Source organism: Pseudomonas sp. PS01297 (assembly GCF_029959305.1).
GTDB classification, from domain to species: domain Bacteria; phylum Pseudomonadota; class Gammaproteobacteria; order Pseudomonadales; family Pseudomonadaceae; genus Aquipseudomonas; species Aquipseudomonas helleri.
On sequence record NZ_JASCPQ010000070.1, the window covers coordinates 1 to 19,184 of the forward strand.

The 19,184-nt window shown below is 57.6% G+C and carries 20 protein-coding genes; 12 read left to right on the forward strand and 8 right to left on the reverse strand.

All coding sequences use genetic code 11. From position 1 onward, the window contains the following. Nucleotides 1–198: 198 nt before the first annotated feature. Nucleotides 199–555, reverse strand: a complete 357-nt coding sequence (queD, locus tag QMX84_RS18835) for a 6-carboxytetrahydropterin synthase QueD (RefSeq protein ID WP_282364500.1) — start codon at nt 553–555, stop codon at nt 199–201. 249 nt (nt 556–804) lie between these two features. Here queD and QMX84_RS18840 point away from each other — a divergent pair, with 249 nt between their 5' ends. From QMX84_RS18840 to QMX84_RS18850, 3 genes are read left to right on the forward strand one after another with little or no spacing between them, the layout of a single operon-like run. Further along, nucleotides 805–1,059, forward strand: a complete 255-nt coding sequence (locus QMX84_RS18840) for a PepSY domain-containing protein (protein WP_088500237.1) — start codon at nt 805–807, stop codon at nt 1,057–1,059. Further along, nucleotides 1,059–1,727: a response regulator transcription factor gene (locus tag QMX84_RS18845; protein ID WP_262123281.1), complete on the forward strand. Its 669-nt coding sequence runs from the start codon at nt 1,059–1,061 to the stop codon at nt 1,725–1,727. The genes QMX84_RS18840 and QMX84_RS18845 overlap by 1 nt, the downstream gene beginning before the upstream one ends. Next, nucleotides 1,724–3,043: a sensor histidine kinase gene (locus QMX84_RS18850; protein ID WP_282364501.1), complete on the forward strand. Its 1,320-nt coding sequence runs from the start codon at nt 1,724–1,726 to the stop codon at nt 3,041–3,043. Before QMX84_RS18845 ends, QMX84_RS18850 begins: the two co-directional genes overlap by 4 nt. Nucleotides 3,044–3,088: 45 nt before the next feature. Here the strand turns inward: QMX84_RS18850 and QMX84_RS18855 are convergent, their stop codons facing one another. After that, on the reverse strand, nt 3,089–5,236 hold the full coding sequence (locus QMX84_RS18855; RefSeq protein ID WP_282364502.1) for a methyl-accepting chemotaxis protein: 2,148 nt from the start codon (nt 5,234–5,236) through the stop codon (nt 3,089–3,091). 305 nt (nt 5,237–5,541) lie between these two features. Here QMX84_RS18855 and QMX84_RS18860 point away from each other — a divergent pair, with 305 nt between their 5' ends. Beyond that, the gene (locus QMX84_RS18860; protein WP_048371609.1) at nt 5,542–6,861 is read left to right on the forward strand and encodes a Na+/H+ antiporter NhaC family protein; all 1,320 of its coding nucleotides are present in this window, start codon (nt 5,542–5,544) and stop codon (nt 6,859–6,861) included. A gap of 15 nt (nt 6,862–6,876) precedes the next feature. Here QMX84_RS18860 and QMX84_RS18865 read toward each other — a convergent pair whose 3' ends face one another. The 5 genes from QMX84_RS18865 to QMX84_RS18885 all read right to left on the reverse strand — a co-directional run bounded on the left by QMX84_RS18865 (nt 6,877) and on the right by QMX84_RS18885 (nt 12,234). Further along, complete coding sequence (locus QMX84_RS18865; RefSeq protein ID WP_282364503.1) at nt 6,877–7,737, reverse strand: pirin family protein; 861 nt, start codon at nt 7,735–7,737, stop codon at nt 6,877–6,879. Between the two features lie 59 nt (nt 7,738–7,796). Beyond that, complete coding sequence (locus tag QMX84_RS18870) at nt 7,797–8,213, reverse strand: OsmC family protein (RefSeq protein ID WP_048371605.1); 417 nt, start codon at nt 8,211–8,213, stop codon at nt 7,797–7,799. Between the two features lie 126 nt (nt 8,214–8,339). Further along, nucleotides 8,340–9,560, reverse strand: a complete 1,221-nt coding sequence (fabB, locus tag QMX84_RS18875) for a beta-ketoacyl-ACP synthase I (RefSeq protein ID WP_048371603.1) — start codon at nt 9,558–9,560, stop codon at nt 8,340–8,342. 11 nt (nt 9,561–9,571) lie between these two features. Further along, a complete protein-coding gene (fabA, locus tag QMX84_RS18880; protein ID WP_032859207.1) occupies nt 9,572–10,087 on the reverse strand; it encodes a 3-hydroxyacyl-[acyl-carrier-protein] dehydratase FabA in 516 nt (171 codons plus the stop codon). Nucleotides 10,088–10,335: 248 nt separating this feature from the next. Next, nucleotides 10,336–12,234 (reverse strand): ATP-binding protein, encoded by a 1,899-nt coding sequence (locus QMX84_RS18885; RefSeq protein WP_282364504.1) that lies wholly within the window; start codon nt 12,232–12,234, stop codon nt 10,336–10,338. 236 nt (nt 12,235–12,470) lie between these two features. On the opposite strand from QMX84_RS18885, the gene QMX84_RS18890 reads away from it, so the two are divergent. The 8 genes from QMX84_RS18890 (at nt 12,471) to QMX84_RS18925 (ending at nt 18,692) form a co-directional block, all read left to right on the forward strand. Beyond that, nucleotides 12,471–13,496, forward strand: a complete 1,026-nt coding sequence (locus tag QMX84_RS18890) for an NAD(P)H-dependent glycerol-3-phosphate dehydrogenase (protein WP_282364505.1) — start codon at nt 12,471–12,473, stop codon at nt 13,494–13,496. Between the two features lie 18 nt (nt 13,497–13,514). Then, the gene (locus QMX84_RS18895; RefSeq protein WP_262123267.1) at nt 13,515–13,847 is read left to right on the forward strand and encodes a DUF4389 domain-containing protein; all 333 of its coding nucleotides are present in this window, start codon (nt 13,515–13,517) and stop codon (nt 13,845–13,847) included. Beyond that, nucleotides 13,844–14,296, forward strand: coding sequence for a phosphohistidine phosphatase SixA (gene sixA / locus QMX84_RS18900; protein WP_282364506.1), 453 nt, complete (start codon nt 13,844–13,846; stop codon nt 14,294–14,296). The genes QMX84_RS18895 and sixA overlap by 4 nt, the downstream gene beginning before the upstream one ends. 121 nt (nt 14,297–14,417) lie before the next feature. After that, nucleotides 14,418–14,861 (forward strand): hotdog fold thioesterase, encoded by a 444-nt coding sequence (locus tag QMX84_RS18905; protein WP_262123263.1) that lies wholly within the window; start codon nt 14,418–14,420, stop codon nt 14,859–14,861. A 109-nt stretch (nt 14,862–14,970) separates the two neighbouring features. Then, nucleotides 14,971–15,771, forward strand: coding sequence for an alpha/beta hydrolase (locus QMX84_RS18910; protein WP_282364507.1), 801 nt, complete (start codon nt 14,971–14,973; stop codon nt 15,769–15,771). A gap of 12 nt (nt 15,772–15,783) precedes the next feature. Then, nucleotides 15,784–16,638 carry an alpha/beta hydrolase gene (locus tag QMX84_RS18915; RefSeq protein ID WP_262123259.1) on the forward strand — a complete coding sequence of 285 codons (855 nt, stop codon included), beginning with the start codon at nt 15,784–15,786 and terminating at the stop codon, nt 16,636–16,638. Nucleotides 16,639–16,750: 112 nt separating this feature from the next. Beyond that, on the forward strand, nt 16,751–17,569 hold the full coding sequence (locus QMX84_RS18920; protein ID WP_282364508.1) for a DUF4892 domain-containing protein: 819 nt from the start codon (nt 16,751–16,753) through the stop codon (nt 17,567–17,569). A 73-nt stretch (nt 17,570–17,642) separates the two neighbouring features. Then, nucleotides 17,643–18,692 carry an AI-2E family transporter gene (locus QMX84_RS18925; protein ID WP_048371588.1) on the forward strand — a complete coding sequence of 350 codons (1,050 nt, stop codon included), beginning with the start codon at nt 17,643–17,645 and terminating at the stop codon, nt 18,690–18,692. Here QMX84_RS18925 and QMX84_RS18930 read toward each other — a convergent pair. Then, nucleotides 18,689–19,159 (reverse strand): RNA methyltransferase, encoded by a 471-nt coding sequence (locus tag QMX84_RS18930; protein ID WP_048371586.1) that lies wholly within the window; start codon nt 19,157–19,159, stop codon nt 18,689–18,691. The genes QMX84_RS18925 and QMX84_RS18930 overlap by 4 nt on opposite strands. Nucleotides 19,160–19,184 lie beyond the last annotated feature (25 nt).

A 19,184-nucleotide genomic window follows, 5' to 3' on the forward strand; every position in this document is an offset into this window, starting at 1 on the left:
CCAAGCCCCCCACGCTCTTGCAGCTTGCAGCTTGCAGCTTGCAGCTTGCAGCTTGCAGCTTGCAGCTTGCAGCTTGCAGCTTGCAGCTTGCAGCTTGCAGCTTGCAGCTTGCAGCTTGCAGCTTGCAGCTTGCAGCTTGCAGCTCAAATTCCAGACATAAAAAAACCACCGCTCAGGTGGTTTTTTTATACCCCAGGTTCAGTCGCCGTAATAAATGCAGCCGCTGGTGCACGTTTCGTGAATTCGAATGGCTGACAGTTCAGGAAGCAGGGGCTTGAGCTGTTGCCAAATCCACTTGGCCAACACTTCGCTGGTTGGATTTTCCAAGCCAGGAATATCGTTCAAGTAGTTATGGTCGAGTTGCTCATACAGCGGCTTGAAAATCGCTTTAATTTCCGAGAAGTCGCGGATCCAGCCGGTTGTAGGATCAATGTCGCCACTCAAATGGATTGCAACCTTGAATGAATGCCCATGCAAACGACCGCATTTATGGCCTTCAGGGACGTAAGGCAACCGATGCGCGGATTCGAAGGTAAACTCTTTAAAAATTTCCACAGTGTTTATAGCTCTAAAGGGTGGCTATCGCCTGGGCGATGAATGCAGGGCGGTAGTTTAACAGTTAACGCACGGCTAACGACAATCACGCTCCGGGCCAGCGGACAGACAGACCTGCATATTCAGTTTCAATTAAGCCAACAACGCTATAGTCCGCATTTTTAACATGCCATGCACCGGAGGTAAGTGATCACCGTGAATCAGTACGTTCGTGGCTGTGTCGCACTGCTGCTTTTTACGTTTTCCTGTTTGGTCTTCTCCCGGGATCTGGATCAGGACGAAGCGCTGCGCTTGCGGGAAAAAGGCGTCATCTTGCCCCTGGAGCAACTGCTTCAAAAGGCATTCCAGTATCACCCCAAGGCCAAGCTGCTCGAGGCAGAACTTGAGGAGGATGATGACATGTATGTTTACGAAGTTGAGTTGCTGACTCAGGACGGTGTCGTCCGTGAACTGAAGCTGAATGCCGCAGATGGCCAGCTACTCAAAGATGAGGTTGATGATTAATGCGGTTGTTGCTGGTAGAAGACCATGTCCCCTTGGCTGACGAATTGATAAGTGGGCTAACGCGCTTGGGGTATGCAGTGGATTGGCTGGCTGACGGCCGTGATGCCCTTTATCAGGGACAAAGTGAGCCGTACGATTTGATTATTCTCGATCTGGGGTTGCCCGGTGTTCCCGGTATCGACGTCCTTAAACAATGGCGCACACAGGGCCTCGCCACGCCGGTGCTGATCCTGACCGCCCGCAGTTCATGGTCTGAGCGGATTGAAGGGCTTAAGGCCGGGGCCGATGATTACGTGACCAAACCCTTCCATCCCGAAGAGCTGCAACTGCGTGTACAAGCGCTGCTGCGCCGCTCTCATGGTCAGTCGAACCAGCCACTGCTCAAATCCGCAGGGTTGCACCTGGACGAGTCTCGCCAATCTGTTACTCACGGCGAGAGTGAAGTACAACTGACCGCTGCCGAATTTCGCCTGTTGCGCTACTTCATGCTCCACCCCCAACAGATCCTCTCCAAAAGCCATTTGGCTGAGCATCTCTATGACGGTGAAACAGAACGCGACTCCAATGTGCTTGAGGTTCATGTGAACCATTTGCGGCGCAAGCTAGGCCGCTCCGTCATAGAAACCCGTCGCGGGCAGGGCTATATATTCGGGTCTGGTGATCAGTGAAATCCATTCAGCGGCGCTTGAGCATTGGCCTGATCAGTGTCTTATTGCTATCGGGTCTGGTGGTGAGCCAGGTCAGCCTCTGGCTATTTGAAAATGGCCTTCAGCGATATTTAGAGTCTGGCCTGCAGATTGACAGCGAAAACCTGTTAGTCGCGCTGAGCCGTGGTCCTCAAGGCTTGCAACTGGACGAACGACGCCTGTCGCCTGCTTATCAGCGTCCGTTTTCAGGGCATTATTTCAGCATCGAATTTGGCGATACACATTGGCGCTCGCGCTCACTGTGGGACGCACAATTACCCAGACCCAAGCAGCCCGGCCTGGACAGCACGCTTCAACCTGGCCCGGAAGGCCAGATGTTGCTGCTCCTGCGCAGCGATTACCTGCGCTTTGGCCAGCCTGTTTCCATCACAGTGGCTCAGGACTACACACCGATACGAGAAAGCTTCAAGCAAGTGCAGAGAATTGGTCTGGGCATTGGCATCGTTGCGCTCATGATCATCCTGCTGATGCAGCGCCTCACAGTTCGTCGGGCACTACGGCCACTGGAGACCGCGCGCAAACAAATCGTGCAATTGCAATCAGGTCAACGCTCACAGCTGGACACCCAGGTTCCCCTTGAACTTGAGCCTTTGGTCACACAGATAAACCACCTGTTGAGCCACACTGAAGACACCTTAAAGCGCTCGCGAAATGCCCTGGGCAACTTGGGGCATGCCTTAAAAACACCTCTGGCGGTCTTATACAGCTTGGTCAATGACCCGCAATTTGAGCACTACCCTCAGTTGCAACAAAGCCTGCGCGAGCAACTGGAGCATATTCAACAGCGGATGAGTCGCGAGCTCAATCGCGCCCGGCTGGCCGGTGATGCCCTGCCGGGTGCTCAGTTTGACGGAGATGCAGAGCTGCCTGCCTTAATGTCCACGCTGGGCATGATTCACGGCGATCACCTGCACCTGGCGTTAAATGCCTCACCCGGGCTGCAGATGCCTTGGGACCGTGAAGACATGCTCGAATTGCTCGGCAACCTGTTGGATAACGCCTGTAAATGGGCCGACTCCAAGGTTGAACTGAGTGTTCAGCAAAACCCGAATGGATTTGTCATACAGGTCCAGGACGATGGCCCCGGTATTCCTGAGTCCGAGCGTGATCAGGTCTTCAGCCGTGGCGCTCGTTTGGACGAACACGTCAGCGGCCATGGCCTGGGCTTGGGCATCGTGCGCGATATTGTGGAGGCATGGGGAGGGGAGATGAGGCTTGAAACCGGCCCGCTGGGCGGCTTGTCAGTGATCATCGAATTGCACAAGCGTAAACGTTAAGAGGCGCCAGTGGCTCAAGCCAACCGGCGCCCCCTGGATGTCACATCACACGCGGAACTGATCCATCAAGTTTTGTTGCTGGTTAGCCAGCGAGTTCAGCGACTGGCTTACCCGTGCCGATTCATTGGCCTGCCCGGACAACGACTCGGTGACATCGCGAATCGTGGCCACGTTGTGGTTAATCTCTTCGGCCACGGCACTTTGTTCTTCTGCGGCACTGGCAATCTGCAAGTTCATGTCAGTAATGACTGTCACCGCCTCGCCGATTTGCTGCAGCGCAGTCACCGCTTGTCCTACTTGCTCGACACTGCCCTGAGCCTGACGATGACTGTTGCCCATGGACGACACGACATCTTGGGTGCCCACTTGAAGTTGCTCGATCACTTGGCGGGTTTCTTCGACCGACTCCTGAGTCCGTCGCGCCAGGTTACGTACTTCGTCTGCCACCACGGCAAATCCACGCCCGGCTTCACCGGCACGTGCTGCTTCAATCGCCGCATTCAGGGCGAGCAAGTTGGTTTGCTCGGCAATGGCACGGATCACTTCCAGTACAGAACCAATTTTCTCGCTGTTGGCCGCCAATCCTTCCACTTGCACCATCGCCTCGCTCATGTCAGCGGCCAAGTGATCAATGCTGTTGGTTGTGCGGTCAATGATGGTCAGGCCCTGGCGCGTCGCCTGATCGGCGTCACGTGCGGCTTGAGCGGCCTGTGCAGCACTGCGGGCGACGTCTTGCGCCGTTGCGCTCATTTCATGAGACGCTGTGGCCACCTGATCCACCTGGCGATATTGCTGCTCCATGCCTGCGCTGGTCTGGGTCGCAATCGCCGCCGACTGGTCAGCGGTGCTGCGAGCGTCCTGCACGGAGCGTTTAACTTCGGCAATGATCGGTTGCAGTTTGTCGAGGAAGCGGTTGAACCAGCCCGCCAATTGCCCAAGCTCATCTTTCTTGTCGTACTCCAGACGGCGCGTCAGGTCACCTTCGCCGCTGGCAATGTCCTCCAGCATGCGCGCAACACCCAGTATCGGGCGAGTCACGCTGCGCGCCATTAGCCATACCAACAGCAAACCGATGATCGCCGCCAGCGAACCCAGCCCCAACTCAATCAGAGTGCCGGTGGTATTGCGCGCCTCCAGGTCGGCCTGAAGCACTTGTGCCGGTCCCACCAGTACCTTTTCAGGCACATCGAGTAAGACGCCCCAAGGTTTGCTACCGGGGATTGGCAAAAACGGTGTCAGCACTTTCAAGCGTTGATGGTTGCGGATGCTCTCGGTCTGACCCGCGCTGTTCATCAATTCTGTCAGCTTGCCACCGTCATCGGGATCGACCTGATTCAGGCGCAGGCTGAGCTTGCTGGCATCTGCGCTAAAACCCGACAGCAAGCCTGCCGAGGTGATGATGCCGACATTAGTTTGCCCGTCGTACAGCTTTTTGCTGGCCTGCACACTCATGGCTTGCAGGCTGTTGAGGTTGATATCAACGGAGAGCGAAGCGATCACCTTGCCATCGACCATCAGCGGGAAAACGATGCTGGTCATCAGCACCCGTTGCCCGTCAATGTCATAAAAGTAAGGTTCGATAATGCACGGTTTTAGCGTCGCACGTGGGCAGGTAAACCATGAGTTATTGGCCTGACCGCTAGGTCCGATACTGGTGTCGGACATATCGGTTTCAGGCAGCGCCATTGAAGTCAGCTTGCCGGGTGTCGGCTGTGACCAATAAAGGGCAAAGCGGCCTTTGTCATTGCTGCCCAGCACGGGTTGATGCTCAAACAACTTGTCTTTGCCATCCAGTGCGTTGGCTTCAAACACCAGCGACAGGCCGAGCAAGTCAGGGTTGGCCTGCAACGCTGCCTTTACTTGGTGAGTCAGGTCCTCACGCAGGTCGAAGGCATCCAGAAAGCGCTTTTCGGATTGCTCACGCAAAAACAGGACTTGGCGGGCAAAGCCGTTTCCGTATTGGTAGGCGTCCATGAATTGACGGCTAATGGCCTGGGCCTGCGCCTCACCCTGAGCTTCAATACGCGCCTGGGCTGCCTCATTAAGCATTTTTGCGCTTGAGGCTTCTACCAGGTTGGAGGTGTACTCCATGCGGTAGAGAGAAAGTCCTACCAGCAGGGCAACAATACCCACAAGGCAAAGGCCGGCAAGCAGGGTGATTTTCCACTGTATGGAAAGCTGTCTGAGCGACATGGAGACATCCTAAAAAGAGGCTTTTACCCTTAGCGGCCATTTGACACATTTCTTTACGACAAAAAGCGAAATTTCATGTTAAAAAATTGCGCTAAAGCCCTGTAAATACTAGGGATAAATTGCTTTTTCAGTGGTCTGGCGATCGCTTCTGGCCTGCGCTTTGACAAGGCGGCGATGCTCCTGCAAAGTGTGCGCCCTCAAATAAGCCCTCCTTTCCAAATCCGGCGACTGGAACAGCAGTCTATTGCCCGGAGTTTTCCGCTTTACGGTGTTTTTATCGTGGTGCGTACTATGAGGTTGTAACTATGAATGCAGTAATTGCCGCGGTCGGCATCATGTTGGTGCTCAGTCTGTCCCGTGTGCATGTGGTCATCGCACTGATTGTGGGTGCGGTGGTTGGCGGGTTGGTGGGCGGCCTGAGCATCGAGGCCACGCTCGAGGCGTTCAACAGCGGCTTGGGCGGCGGAGCCACTGTGGCACTGTCTTACGCCTTGCTGGGCGCTTTCGCAGTCGCGATCGCCAAGTCCGGGCTGGCTCATGCCCTGGCCGACAGAGCCTTGGCGATGGTCAATAAGCAGCAGGCAGTCGGTGGCAATCGGGTCAAATGGCTATTGATCGGGCTATTGCTGGTGGTTGCGATTTGCTCGCAGAACATCTTGCCGATTCATATCGCTTTCATCCCGCTGCTGGTTCCGCCTTTGCTGTATGTGCTGACCAAACTGAAGATCGACCGCCGTCTGGTCGCCTGTGTCATGACCTTTGGCTTGATCACGCCGTACATGTTCCTGCCGGTTGGTTTTGGCAATATCTTCCTCAACCAGATTCTGCTCGCCAACGTTAGCAAAAGTGGCGTTGATATCAGTCAGGTCAATGTCACCCACGCCATGGCTATCCCTGCGCTGGGCATGCTGGTTGGCCTGCTGGTGGCGGTGTTCATCAGCTACCGCAAAAAGCGTGAATATGACCTGGCCAAGATCGAGCAGGTTGAACAGACCGCGATCAACTACAACCCGTTGACCCTGCTGGTGGCCGGAGTCGCGATTGCGTCCGCGTTCATCATTCAGCTGTGGCTGGGCTCCATGATTATCGGTGCCCTGGTCGGGTTTCTGATTTTCTCGGTGTCCGGGATTGTGCGTTGGCGCGAGACCGACGATCTGTTCACCGAAGGCATGAAAATGATGGCCATGATCGGTTTCATCATGATCGCCGCCTCAGGCTTTGCAGAAGTCATGAAAGCCACGGGCGAGGTGAAGTCACTGGTTGAAGCCTCGGCGGGCTGGATCAATCACAGCCAGGGCGTAGGCGCGTTGCTCATGCTGCTGGTCGGGTTGCTGGTGACCATGGGGATTGGTTCTTCATTTTCGACCGTGCCGATTCTGGCGGCGATCTTCGTACCGCTTTGTGTGCAGCTGGGTTTCAGCCCGATGGCGATTGTGTGCATCGTCGGTACGGCAGGCGCGTTGGGGGATGCCGGCTCGCCAGCGTCGGACTCGACCTTGGGCCCGACCTCCGGTTTGAACATCGATGGCCAGCATCATCACATCTGGGACACCGTGGTGCCGACCTTTTTGCACTACAACCTGCCGCTGCTGGCCTTCGGCTGGGCCGCAGCGATGATCCTCTAAGGCGGTCTCAGGTCTTCAGGGCAATTCAATCCGGCCGTTCTCGAAGGGGACGGTCGGCCAATCGCCTGCTGCCCAGCGGGCTCTTGCCCGCTCAATCAACTCGCGGTCGCTGGCAACGAAATTCCAGTTCATGCGCCGCGGCCCATCGAGCGGCGCGCCGCCAATCAGCACCGCGTGGCAATCACTGTCTGCGCTCAGGGTCAGTGCTTCACCCGCTGGCAGCAGTACCAGGCTGTGCGGCTCCAGTGTTTGGCCTTCCAGCTGCATGTCGCCTTGCAACACATACAGCGCCTGCTCTTGATGTTCATCAGGGATCAACAGGGTGGTGGCTGTTTGCATATGGATTTCGGCATACACCGTCGGCGAAAGCACCGGTACCGGCGACGCCAGGCAAAAACCTGTCCCGGCAATCATTCGCACGCGGACCCCCAGGCTATCGCTCACGGGCAAGCTGTCGGCCGGGTGATGGCTATACGAGCCTGCGCCTTGCTCGTGTTCTTTAGGCGACGCCAACCACACTTGCAGGCCATGCAAGGTCGAGCCCTGCTCGCGTAACGGGGCGGGGGTACGCTCAATATGGGCAATGGCGGCGCCTGCGGTCATCCAGCTGACTTCGCCGGGCCCGACCAACTGGTCTGAGCCCACACTGTCTTTGTGCTGCAAGTGGCCTTCAAACAGGTAGGTGAGGGTCGAAAGACCAATGTGCGGATGCTGTTGGATATTCATCCCGTGCCCGGGTGGGTAATCGGTCACCAGCATGTGATCGAAAAAAACAAACGGCCCGACACTGCGGCATTTGGCTGAAGGCAGCGGGCGCAAGATCGGCTGGCCCTCGACGTCTTCGGCGCGCGGTTTAATCACGGTGAATGTCGGCATGGGCCCGTCCAGGCAATTAAGGGAGCGTTGAGCATAACCCAACGCTCGCGAGGCCCGCATTACTGGCTGAAAGCGCCTTCTGACAAGTGCGTTTCGATGGTGACATCAGCGGTGGTCATCAACTTGTGCACCGGGCACTTGTCGGCGACCTTATGCAGCTCTTCGCGCTGTTGGTCGGTCAGTACGCCCTTGAGGGTCAGTTTGACGTGCAGCGCGTATTTTCCTTGTTGCTCTTCGCTGGCATCGTGCTTGACCTCTACAGTCACCCCGGTAAGCGGAATGTCTTTCTTTTGCGCATAGAGCTTGAGCGTCAATGCTTTACAGGCGCCCAGCGCGGCGTCGAAATAATCGTGCGGAGACGGTGCTGAACCCTCGCCACCGATCGCTTTGGGAACATCAGTAAACACTTCGTAATCGTCGATTTTAATGCTGTGACGAAAACCTTCGTGGGACACAGTGTTGACGGTAACGGTCATGGCAAACCTCAGAGTGGAGTGATAAAGGTCCTGATCTTTATAGAGCACTGCACCGGGTTGTACGTTCCATCGGGCAAAAAAAATGCCCCGACCAGGTCGGGGCATTTTCAGTGAGCGGGGGAGGGCTTACTTGCCTTCCCAGCGCTTCAGAACCAGGGTGGCGTTAGTGCCACCGAAGCCGAAGCTGTTGCTCATCACGGTGTTGATCGTTGCATCTTCACGGGTTTTGGTCAGCACTGGCATGTCGGCAACCGCCGGGTCCAGCTCATCAATGTTGGCGGAGCCCGCAATGAAGTTGCCTTCCATCATCAGCATGCAGTAGATCGCTTCGTGAACGCCTGCGGCGCCCAAGGAGTGACCCGACAGGCTCTTGGTCGAGCTGATCGGCGGTGCCTTGTCTGCGAAAACTTCGCGAATGCCTTTCATCTCTGCCACGTCGCCAACCGGAGTCGATGTGCCGTGGGTGTTGATGTAGTCGATCGGTGCATCAACCGTTGACATTGCCATCTGCATGCAGCGGATAGCGCCTTCGCCGCTCGGAGCAACCATGTCATAGCCGTCAGACGTTGCGCCGTAGCCAACGATTTCAGCGTAGATCTTGGCGCCACGGGCCAGAGCGTGTTCCAGCTCTTCGACCACGACCATACCGCCACCGCCAGCGATGACGAAACCGTCACGGTCGGCGTCGTAGGCACGGGAAGCTTGTTCTGGGGTGTCATTGCGCTTGCTGGACAGCGCGCCCATTGCGTCGAACAGGAACGACTGGCTCCAGTGCTCCTCTTCACCGCCACCGGCGAAAACGATGTCCTGCTTGCCCATCTGGATCTGTTCCATGGCGTGACCGATGCAGTGAGCACTGGTGGCGCAGGCAGAAGCGATGGAGTAGTTCAGGCCCTTGATCTTGAACGGTGTCGCCAGGCAAGCGGACACGGTGCTGCTCATGGTCCGCGTTACACGGTATGGGCCGACACGTTTAACGCCTTTTTCGCGCAGGATGTCCAGCGCTTCCATCTGGTTCAGGGTCGATGCACCACCGGAACCGGCGATCAGGCCAGTACGCGGGTTGGAGACTTGCTCCTCGGTCAGGCCCGAATCAGTGATGGCGTCTTTCATGGCCAGGTAGGCGTAAGCCGCTGCATGGCCAACAAAGCGATAAATCTTGCGATCGATCAGCTCTTCGAGGTTCAGGTCGATGGAGCCGGAAACCTGGCTACGCAGACCCATTTCGGCGTATTCCGGGTTAAAGCGGATGCCAGGGCGACTAGCACGCAGGTTAGCGGAGACGGTCTCTTTGTCATTGCCCAGGCACGAAACAATGCCCAGACCAGTGATAACGACGCGGCGCATGCGGATAACCCTTAAAAGTTGTCAGTTGAAGTGAACACGCCGACCCGAAGGCCTTCAGCGGTATAAATCTCGCGACCGTCGACAGTTACCGAACCATCGGCAATGGCCAGGTTCAGCTTGCCCTTGAGGACGCGTTTAATGTGAATGTTGTAGGTGACTTTCTTGGCGGTCGGCAAAACCTGGCCAAAGAACTTCACTTCGCCCGAACCCAGGGCACGACCGCGGCCCGGCAAACCCTGCCAGCCCAGGTAAAAGCCAACCAACTGCCACATGGCGTCGAGGCCCAGGCAGCCCGGCATCACCGGATCGCCTTCAAAGTGGCAGGCAAAAAACCACAGGTCTGGAGTGATATCCAGCTCGGCGACCAATTCACCTTTGCCGTACTTGCCGCCTTCTTCACTGATATGGGTAATGCGATCCACCATCAGCATGTTAGGGGCGGGCAGTTGCGCGTTACCTGGGCCGAACAGTTCGCCGCGGCTACAGCGCAGCAGATCTTCCCGAGTAAAGGCGTTTTGTTTGGTCATGCGAGCTCCTCAATAATCCCATGCGGCAGGGTGGGGCAAATCTTCCCGACCAACCGAAACATGTTGTCTCAGTTCGCCAGCCTACACATAGACTATTGCGTTGTAGTGAAAGTCACAGCGCAAAGGACAGGAATGTACACTTGTGCACTGAAAATTTAAATCGGGCCGGTTCAGGGGCCCATTCGGGTGCCTAAGACTGCCGCACTTTTGCATTTTACGCCAGTCGCAGGTGGCTCTTTAGCCACAAGTTACTGGACCCAGCACTGCAGAATTTGTTCCAGATCGGTTCGTTTGAACGGCTTTGCAAGGTAATCGTTCATACCGGCTTGCAGGCAGTTTTCCCTGTCTCCCTGTAAGGCGTTGGCGGTCAACGCGATAATGGGCACCGTCCTGCAGCCTGCCAATTGGCGAATTTGCCGGGTGGCCTCATAGCCATCAATGATGGGTAGACGGCAGTCCATCAAGATCGCCACATAGTCCTCGGTATTGGCCTGGTGAATGGCTTGCGCGCCATCACTGACCACGCACACTTCGTAGCCAAGGCTTCGCAGGGTGGCTTCGATGACCGTTTGATTGACCGGGTTATCTTCCACCAACAGCACTTTGCCGCCGTGGCCCATGGGCGGTTGTGCAGCCAGCGCCGGCGGTTGGCTCAGGGTCACGGGCTGGTGCAGCTCCAGCGGAATCTCCAGGGTGAACACCGACCCCTGACCCTCCTCACTTTTGGCGCGCAACGTACCGCCCATGCGCTCGGCCAGCGTGCGGGCGATGGGCAGGCCCAGGCCGGTGCCGCCATAACGCCGGGATATCGTACTGTCCGCTTGCTGGAAAGCGTCAAACATCGACTCAAGTTTTTCGTTGCTGATCCCGATTCCGCTGTCGCGCACCGTGCAGACGAACCAAATCAGTTGGTGATCCAGCGGCTGCCATTTAGCTTCAATGCTGACGCTGCCGCGCTCGGTAAATTTCAAGGCATTGCCAATCAGGTTCACCAGAATTTGCCGTATCCGGGTCGGGTCGCCCAGGACGTGCAAGGCCGACAAGCCTTCAGGCAGTGCCAGTTGCAGCAGCAAACCCCGCTGGCCTGCACTGAACTGGAACGTTTGTGCGCAGTTATCGATCAAATCCAGCAAGTTGAACGCAATGTGTTCAAGTTCCAGTGTCGAGCGTTCAATCCTCGAGAAGTCGAGAATGTCATTGATCACCTTCAACAAGTGCTCAGTGGAGGCCGAAGCAAGGTCTGCGTACTCCTTTTGCTCTTCAGTCATCTCAGTGGTTTCGAGCAGTTGCAGCATCCCCAGCACGCCATTCATGGGCGTGCGCAACTCATGGCTCATCATCGCCAAAAATTCAGTTTTAGCGCGGTTGGCGCTCTCGGCCTCTTCTCGCGCCTGAATCAATTGCGACATAGCTGTCTGCTGCTCACGGCTGGCCTGTTCAAGGCCCGAAGCCAGATTATTGATGTGCTGGGCCAGGCTGCCCAGTTCGCCATCGTCAACCACCGGCAGGGGAGCCTTGTAATCACCGTGCTGGATGGCCTTGACGGTTTTGCTCATGTCGCTGATGGGTTTGGACAGGTTCGCCGCCAGGCGCCGTGCCAAGAGAAAGGTAAAGCCCAGGGCAAAGAGCGCAAGAATTACCGCTTTGAGCAGGATCTCTTGTTGGCGCTTGCTGAATGCATCGCTGGACATGCCCACCAGCACACGGCCCAGATAGTCCTCTTCTGGCGCTGAGGCTTGCAGGTTGTTGCGTAAAAACACATCGCCTGAGTGGCCTCTCTGCCAGCGCACTGGCGCCTGAAAAACCTCAAATTTGGCCCCTTGCGATGGGGAGAACGCCGCTTTTTCAGCCCGAGCCAGCGTCTTGCCGGCACTGTCCTGAATCTGCACAAACTCAACGTGGGGGGTATTCAACGAGGCGGTGATCAGGCTTTGCAGGATCACCGTATTACCGGTAATAACCCCGTATTCACTGGCCGGGGCCAATTGGTTTGCAATCAACTGACCGGTGTAGTTCAGTTCCTGGCGCAAGTCCTGGATCCGCACACTGGTGAAAAAACTGATCAACAGCAGGGTGATCAATAAAGCTGGGCCCAGACTCATCATCTGCGTGCGGGTGTGAATATCCCAGCGACTACGTGTCGTCATGAATGATGAATCCCTTCAGTTGTGCTTCTCAGCTACCTTCAGAGCGGCATGGTAACTGAGCTGTCACAGTTTGGCAGTGAGGGCTGCCTATTTATCGGGCTTTAAGTGTTCAAAACGACGGGCTGGGTGCGCTTCCAAGCAGCGCTGCCTGAGCGATGCGCTATGGGGCTGGTCGCAGGGCTGGCGGCCCGTATAATGCGACCATTGCCACTGCTAGATGGAAGACGGGATTGCATATGACTGAACAGCACGCTATTGCGGTCTTGGGAGGCGGTAGTTTTGGCACCGCCGTGGCCAACTTGCTGGCAGAAAACGGTCATCGTGTGCACCAGTGGATGCGCGACCCCGAGCAAGCCGAGGCGATGCGCCTCAATCGAGAAAACCCGCGCTACCTCAAAGGCATCAAAATTCACCCGGGTGTCGAGCCGGTCACCGACCTGCAAGCCACCCTGCAGAGCTGCCAATTGTGCTTTGTGGCGCTGCCATCCAGCGCGTTGCGCAGCGTGCTGGCGCCCCACGCCGAGCGGTTGAGCGGCAAAATGCTGGTCAGCCTGACCAAGGGCATCGAAGCCCACAGTTTTAAACTGATGAGCGAAATTCTCGAAGAGATCGCCCCTCGAGCCCGAATCGGCGTGTTGTCCGGCCCTAACCTGGCCCGTGAGGTGGCAGAACATGCATTAACCGCCACCGTGGTGGCCAGCGCTGATGAAGCACTCTGCACCCAGGTGCAGAGCGCCTTGCACGGGCGTACCTTTCGCGTGTATGCCAGCGCCGACCGCTTCGGCGTGGAACTGGGCGGGGCGTTGAAAAACGTCTACGCCATCATCGCCGGCATGGCGGTGGCGCTGGGCATGGGCGAAAACACCAAAAGCATGTTGATAACCCGCGCGTTGGCAGAAATGACTCGTTTTGCTGTCAGCCAAGGCGCTAATCCAATGACTTTTCTCGGCTTGGCGGGTGTAGGCGATTTGATCGTGACCTGTTCATCGCCCAAAAGCCGCAACTATCAGGTCGGGTATGCGTTGGGGCAAGGTCTGAGCCTGCAGGACGCGGTCGCCCGTTTGGGCGAAGTGGCCGAGGGTGTGAATACCCTCAAGGTGCTCAAGGCCAAAGCACAGGAACTGAACGTTTACATGCCGTTGGTGGCCGGGCTGCATGCCATCCTGTTTGAAGGCCGTACGCTCAACCAGGTGATCGAGCTGCTGATGCGCGCAGAACCCAAGACCGATGTCGACTTTATCTCCACCAGTGGTTTCAACTGATCAGTACAGGAGCAGCACATGAGTGACAGCAATAACGCCCCCAAGTACGAATCCATCGTGATACGCGTGCTGTGGATGCTGGTTTTTCTATTGGTCTGGCAAGTCGCGCAACTGGTGCTCGGCGGCCTGGTGCTGGTGCAATTGATTTATCGCTTGGTGTACGGCGCACCCAATGGTTGCCTGATGAACTTTGGTGACAGCCTGAGCCTGTATCTCGCCCAGATCGGGCGCTTTGGCAGCTTTCACACCGAGCAAAAGCCTTGGCCTTTTGCCGACTGGCCAGCACCACGTGCGCCAGAAGGCGAAGCCCCTTACGTCGCCCCTTCGAACGGCACCGAGAGCAAGCCATGAAGCTGTGGATTTTGCGCCACGGAGAAGCCGAACATCATGCCCGACGTGATGCCGAGCGCGAACTCACGGCCCATGGTCGTGATCAAGTGCTGTGCAGCGCCGCACACTTGATCGGCAAACCCCTGGAGCGCATTTTGGTCAGCCCGTACGTACGCGCTCAGCAAACCGCTGAGTTGGTGCGCGAGGCCCTGGGGTTTACCGGTGAGTTCATCACCGTGCCGTGGCTGACCCCAGAAAGCGAGCCCAAGTTCGCCGCCAGCAAGCTGCCAGACAGTGGCAATGTATTGTTGGTCAGCCATCAGCCTTTCGTGGGTGAGCTGATCAGCCTGTTGCAGCACGGTCATGTGCGTCAGCCGCAGCCGATGCACACCGCCAGCCTGGCGGAGCTCGAAGGGGAGTGGCCGCTGGCCGGCAGCATGACCTTGCTGAGTGTGCATAACCCCCGGTAGGCAAACACCCGTTGTAGCAACAGTTGCAGAATCGGGTCCGTGTGAAAGATAGTTGGGCTCAGGTTGTCGAAAAATCCTACGACAAAATGACAGCCATCACTCACAGAGCAAGGAATGACCCATGAGTTTGTGGACCACCCAGCCGGACCTCGCGCACCTTAACGCGATGCGCAAAAACACCATCTGCGACGTGCTCGACATCACCTTTGATGCCTACGATGACCTGTCGATCACCGCGAGCATGGTGGTGGATCACCGCACTCATCAACCGTTCGGCTTGTTGCATGGCGGGGCTTCGGTGGTACTGGCCGAAACCCTCGGTTCGATGGCCAGCTACCTGTGCATAGACACCAAAAAGTTCTATTGCGTAGGTCTGGAGGTCAACGCCAATCACCTGCGCGGCGTGCGTAGCGGGCGGGTGAGTGCGGTGGCAAAGCCGGTTCATATGGGGCGCACCACTCACGTCTGGGACATTCGCCTGACCGACGACAACGGCAAACTCAATTGCATTTCGCGACTGACCATCGCCGTCGTCCCGCTGGGCGAAACACCTCCAGCGCGCTGATTCGGCATAGTAATGGCCGTTGTGTCGCCTTTCATGGCGCATACGGTCGTTGTTGTGAGGAATTTTCCTACACACAATAAGGCGTACTTCCTATGTATGGACGCCTTGTATGTCTCGGCAGATTTTCTTCGCCCATGCCAATGGATTCCCCTCAGGCACCTACGGCAAATTGTTCGACGCCCTGGCGCCGGACTTCAGCGTTGCCCGTTTGCCGCAGCACGGGCACGATCCGCGGTTCCCGGTGGACAACAACTGGCGCAATCTGGTCGATGAGCTGATTTATCACCTGCAACAACAAGACGAGCCGGTGCTCGGCGTCGGCCATTCGCTGGGCGGCATGTTGCACCTGCACGCCGCGTTACGCTGCCCGCATTTGTACAAAGGCGTGGTCATGCTGGACTCCCCGGTGCTGACGGTGGCCGATCAATGGATGATTCGTGCCGCCAAGCGTTTTGGCTTTATCGACCGCCTCACCCCGGCGGGTCGTACCCTGGGGCGCCGTGAAGAGTTTGCTGATCGCGCAGCTGCACGGGAATACTTCGCGGGCAAGGCGTTGTTTCGCAGCTTCGACCCCGATTGTTTTGATGCCTACCTCGAGCATGGTCTGCAAGCCATTGATGACCGCTTGCGCCTGAGCTTTGATCCGGCCACTGAAATCAATATCTACCGCGGTGTTCCCCACACCAGTCCCGGACGTATCCTGCAATTGCAGGTGCCTTTAACCGTGGTGCGCGGGCAAGACAGCCGCGTGGTCATGCGCCATCATGCCCGCGCCGTGGCGCGTTTGCCCCTCGGTGAGTCGCTGAGCGTACCGGGCGGGCACATGTTCCCGCTGGAGCAGCCGCAAGAAACCGCCCACCTGCTCAAACACATTTTTGCCCGCTGGGAACTGCGTCAACCCGGCCTCTAAAGAGCACCCTGCATGAGCCCTGTGGTTGAAGAAATCCGTCTGAGCCTGCCGCATATCGAGCTGGCAGCGCATATATTTGGCCCGCAAGACGGGCTGCCGGTCATCGCCCTGCATGGCTGGCTGGATAACGCCAATAGCTTTGCCCGGCTGGCGCCCAAACTTTCGGGGTTGCGCATTGTGGCAGTGGACTTCGCCGGTCACGGCCACTCGGATCACCGCCCGCGTGGGGCGGGTTATGCGTTGGCCGATTACGCGTTTGACGTGCTGTGTGTCGCCGAGCAATTGGGCTGGAAGCAGTTTGCCCTGTTGGGGCATTCGCTGGGCGCGATTGTCTCGGTGATCATTGCTGGCTCTTTCCCCGAGCGGGTCACCCGCTTGGCCCTGATCGACGGCATCGTACTGCGCAGCGGCCCCGACATTGACGCGGCCGAGAACATGAGCAAGGCCCTTGAGGCGCAACTGGCCCATGGGCACAAGCGCAAATCGGTACACCCCACCCTTGATCGAGCCATTGAAGCGCGCATGAAGGGCATGGTGGCTGTCAGTCGCGAGGCGGCCGAGCTGCTCGCCCAACGTGGCTTGATGCCCGTGCCTGGAGGCTACAGCTGGCGCAGTGACAGTCGCTTGACGTTGCCGTCACCGCTTCGACTGACCGATGCGCAGGCCATGTCGTTCGTGCGCCGGGTCACGTGCCCGACCACCTTGGTGGTAGCCGAAGAGGGCATGCTGGCCAGCCACCCTGAGCTGTTGGATCGTCTACCCTTTACCTTGGAACGGTTAGCCGGCGGTCATCATTTGCACCTGAATGACGAGGCCGGGGCAACCCTTGTTGCAGACTGTTTCAATCGGTTCTTCGTCACTCCTTGACTTGCGCAGGCCAACTGTCGAGGCTTGGCGGCTTGAAAGGGGAGACAACCACCATGGATCACTACACCGCTGCGCCCTGCAAAGGCCATCCGCTCTCAACCGTGAGACGCCGATGAACATACCCACTCGTTTTATCTGGGCGCTGGGCCTGAGTTGCCTGAGTACCTGGGCATGGGCTGCGGATGTGCCAGGCAGCCACGACCTGCAAGGTCTGCCCCGGTTGGCCGACGCGCAAATTGTCGATTACAGCGTAAAGCCCGACATCGAACGTATTTACCCCATGGGCTCAATTCGCAAAATCAGTGGCCGCCTGCGTTTTGAAGGGCAGGTCAACAGCCGTGGTCAAACCACCGCCGTGACGTACGAACTGCCCGCCGAGCACACGGGTTCTGAAGCCTTTACGGCGGCCCGTGAAGCCCTGCAAAAAGAAGGCGCCGAGCTGCTGTTCTGGTGTCAGGGCCGCGACTGCGGTGAAAGCAGCCTGTGGGCCAATGAAGTGTTCGGCAACTCCAAACTTGTGGGGGCGGATGATCAACAGTCGTACTTGTTGATGCGCCGCGCCGCGCCAGAGCAGAATCAACTGGTCGCCTTGTATGGCATCAATCGGGGCGGGCGCAAAGCGTATCTGCACGTCGAGCAACTCCAGGCAAGCGCCGATCTGGGCGAACTGCTGCCCACCTCAGCGACCTTGCAACGCCAGTTGAAAAGCACAGGCGAACTGGACTTCCCAAAACTGGCCGGTGAGCCGGACGCACAATGGGTCACCCTGATCGCCCGGGCATTGAACCTGGATGTCACCTCCCGGGTCAGTTTGACCGGCGCCCACGCAGCGGCCTGGCGTGATGCCTTGATCAAAGGCGGTGTGCGCGCCGCTCGCATGGACCTGGGGACCAAACCGGCCAAGGGCCTGCATCTCGAGTTATTGCGCTAAACCCTGCAAAACGGCGGCTACACTCTGGTAGTCGTCGCTACTATTCGAACCCTCAATTGTCTGCGGAACCTACATGCTCAATAACGATCGCCTGTTGGTGCAGATCCTGCTCGTGGTGCTGTTCGGCGCCAGTCTGTGGGTGATGGCACCGTTTTGGTCGGCTTTGTTCTGGGGGGCGGTGCTGGCATTCGCCAGTTGGCCCTTGATGCGTCTTTTAACGCGCTGGCTCAATGGTCGCGAAACATTGGCCGCCAGCATCCTGACCGTTGGCTGGATGCTGCTGGTGGCCGGGCCGCTGGTGTGGCTGGGTTTTAACCTGGCAGACCACGTGCGTGACGCCACCACGTTTGTCAAAGATGTACAGCTTGAAGGCTTGCCCGAAGCCCCGACCTGGCTGGCTGGCATTCCGCTGGTCGGTGAGCGGCTGGTCGGCATGTGGAACACCATCGATCAGCAAGGTGCGGCCATGATCGTGGCGGTCAAACCTTACCTGGGGCAGGTGGGCAACTGGCTGCTGGCGCGCAGTGCGCAGATCGGCGGCGGGATTCTTGAGCTGACCCTGAGCATTGTCTTCGTGTTCTTTTTCTACCGGGACGGCCCGCGCCTGGCGATGTTCGTTCACAGCCTGCTGGTACGGCTGATCGGCGAGCGTGCAGATTACTATCAGGAATTGGTGGCAGGCACCGTGCAACGGGTGGTTAACGGGGTGATTGGTACGGCCGCAGCCCAGGCTTTGCTGGCGCTGATCGGCTTTTTGATCGCCGGTGTGCCGGGGGCGCTGGTACTCGGTTTGGCCACCTTCCTGCTCAGCCTGATCCCCATGGGCCCGCCCTTGGTCTGGATCCCGGCCACCGCCTGGCTGGCCTGGAAGGGCGAGTATGGCATGGCGATATTCCTGGGTATCTGGGGCACGCTGATCATCAGCGGTGTCGACAACGTGCTTAAACCCTACCTGATCAGCCGGGGCGGCAACTTGCCGTTGGTGATCGTATTGCTGGGAGTCTTTGGCGGGTTGATCGCCTTCGGCTTTATCGGCCTGTTTATCGGGCCGACCTTGTTGGCGATTGCTTACAGCCTGCTGGTCGATTGGAGCACCGGCCAGCAGTACGGCAAAAAACCTTAGCCAAATTTTGGGCCGGAACGCGTGTTCTTGCCCTTGGCCAAGCGGTCGTACAACACCACATTGACCGTGGCTGCAAGGTTCATGCAGCCATTGGTGGGGATGTAAATCACATCCTCACACCAGTCCAGCACCTCTTTATCCAGCGAGCCGTCTTCGGGGCCAAAGATGTAAATCGCCCGGTCCGGGTGTGTGTACTCGGGCAAAGAGCGTGCGCCCTCGACCAGCTCAACGGCGACCGGGATGCAGCCCAGCGGAATGATTTTTTTGAGGTCGTCGATGCCAATCAGCGGAATATCCTGATGGATCTTCTTGGTATCGGTGATGAAATCGCGGGCGCGCTCATAACGTTTGCCGGTGTAAAACACCGAAGCCACGTTGTAGCAACCAGCCGCACGCATCACCGAGCCGACGTTTTCCGGTGATTTGGGGTTATACAAACCAATGCAGCTGTACCGTTTGTCTGCCACGTGCCGGTGCCTTTCTGAAAAAAGA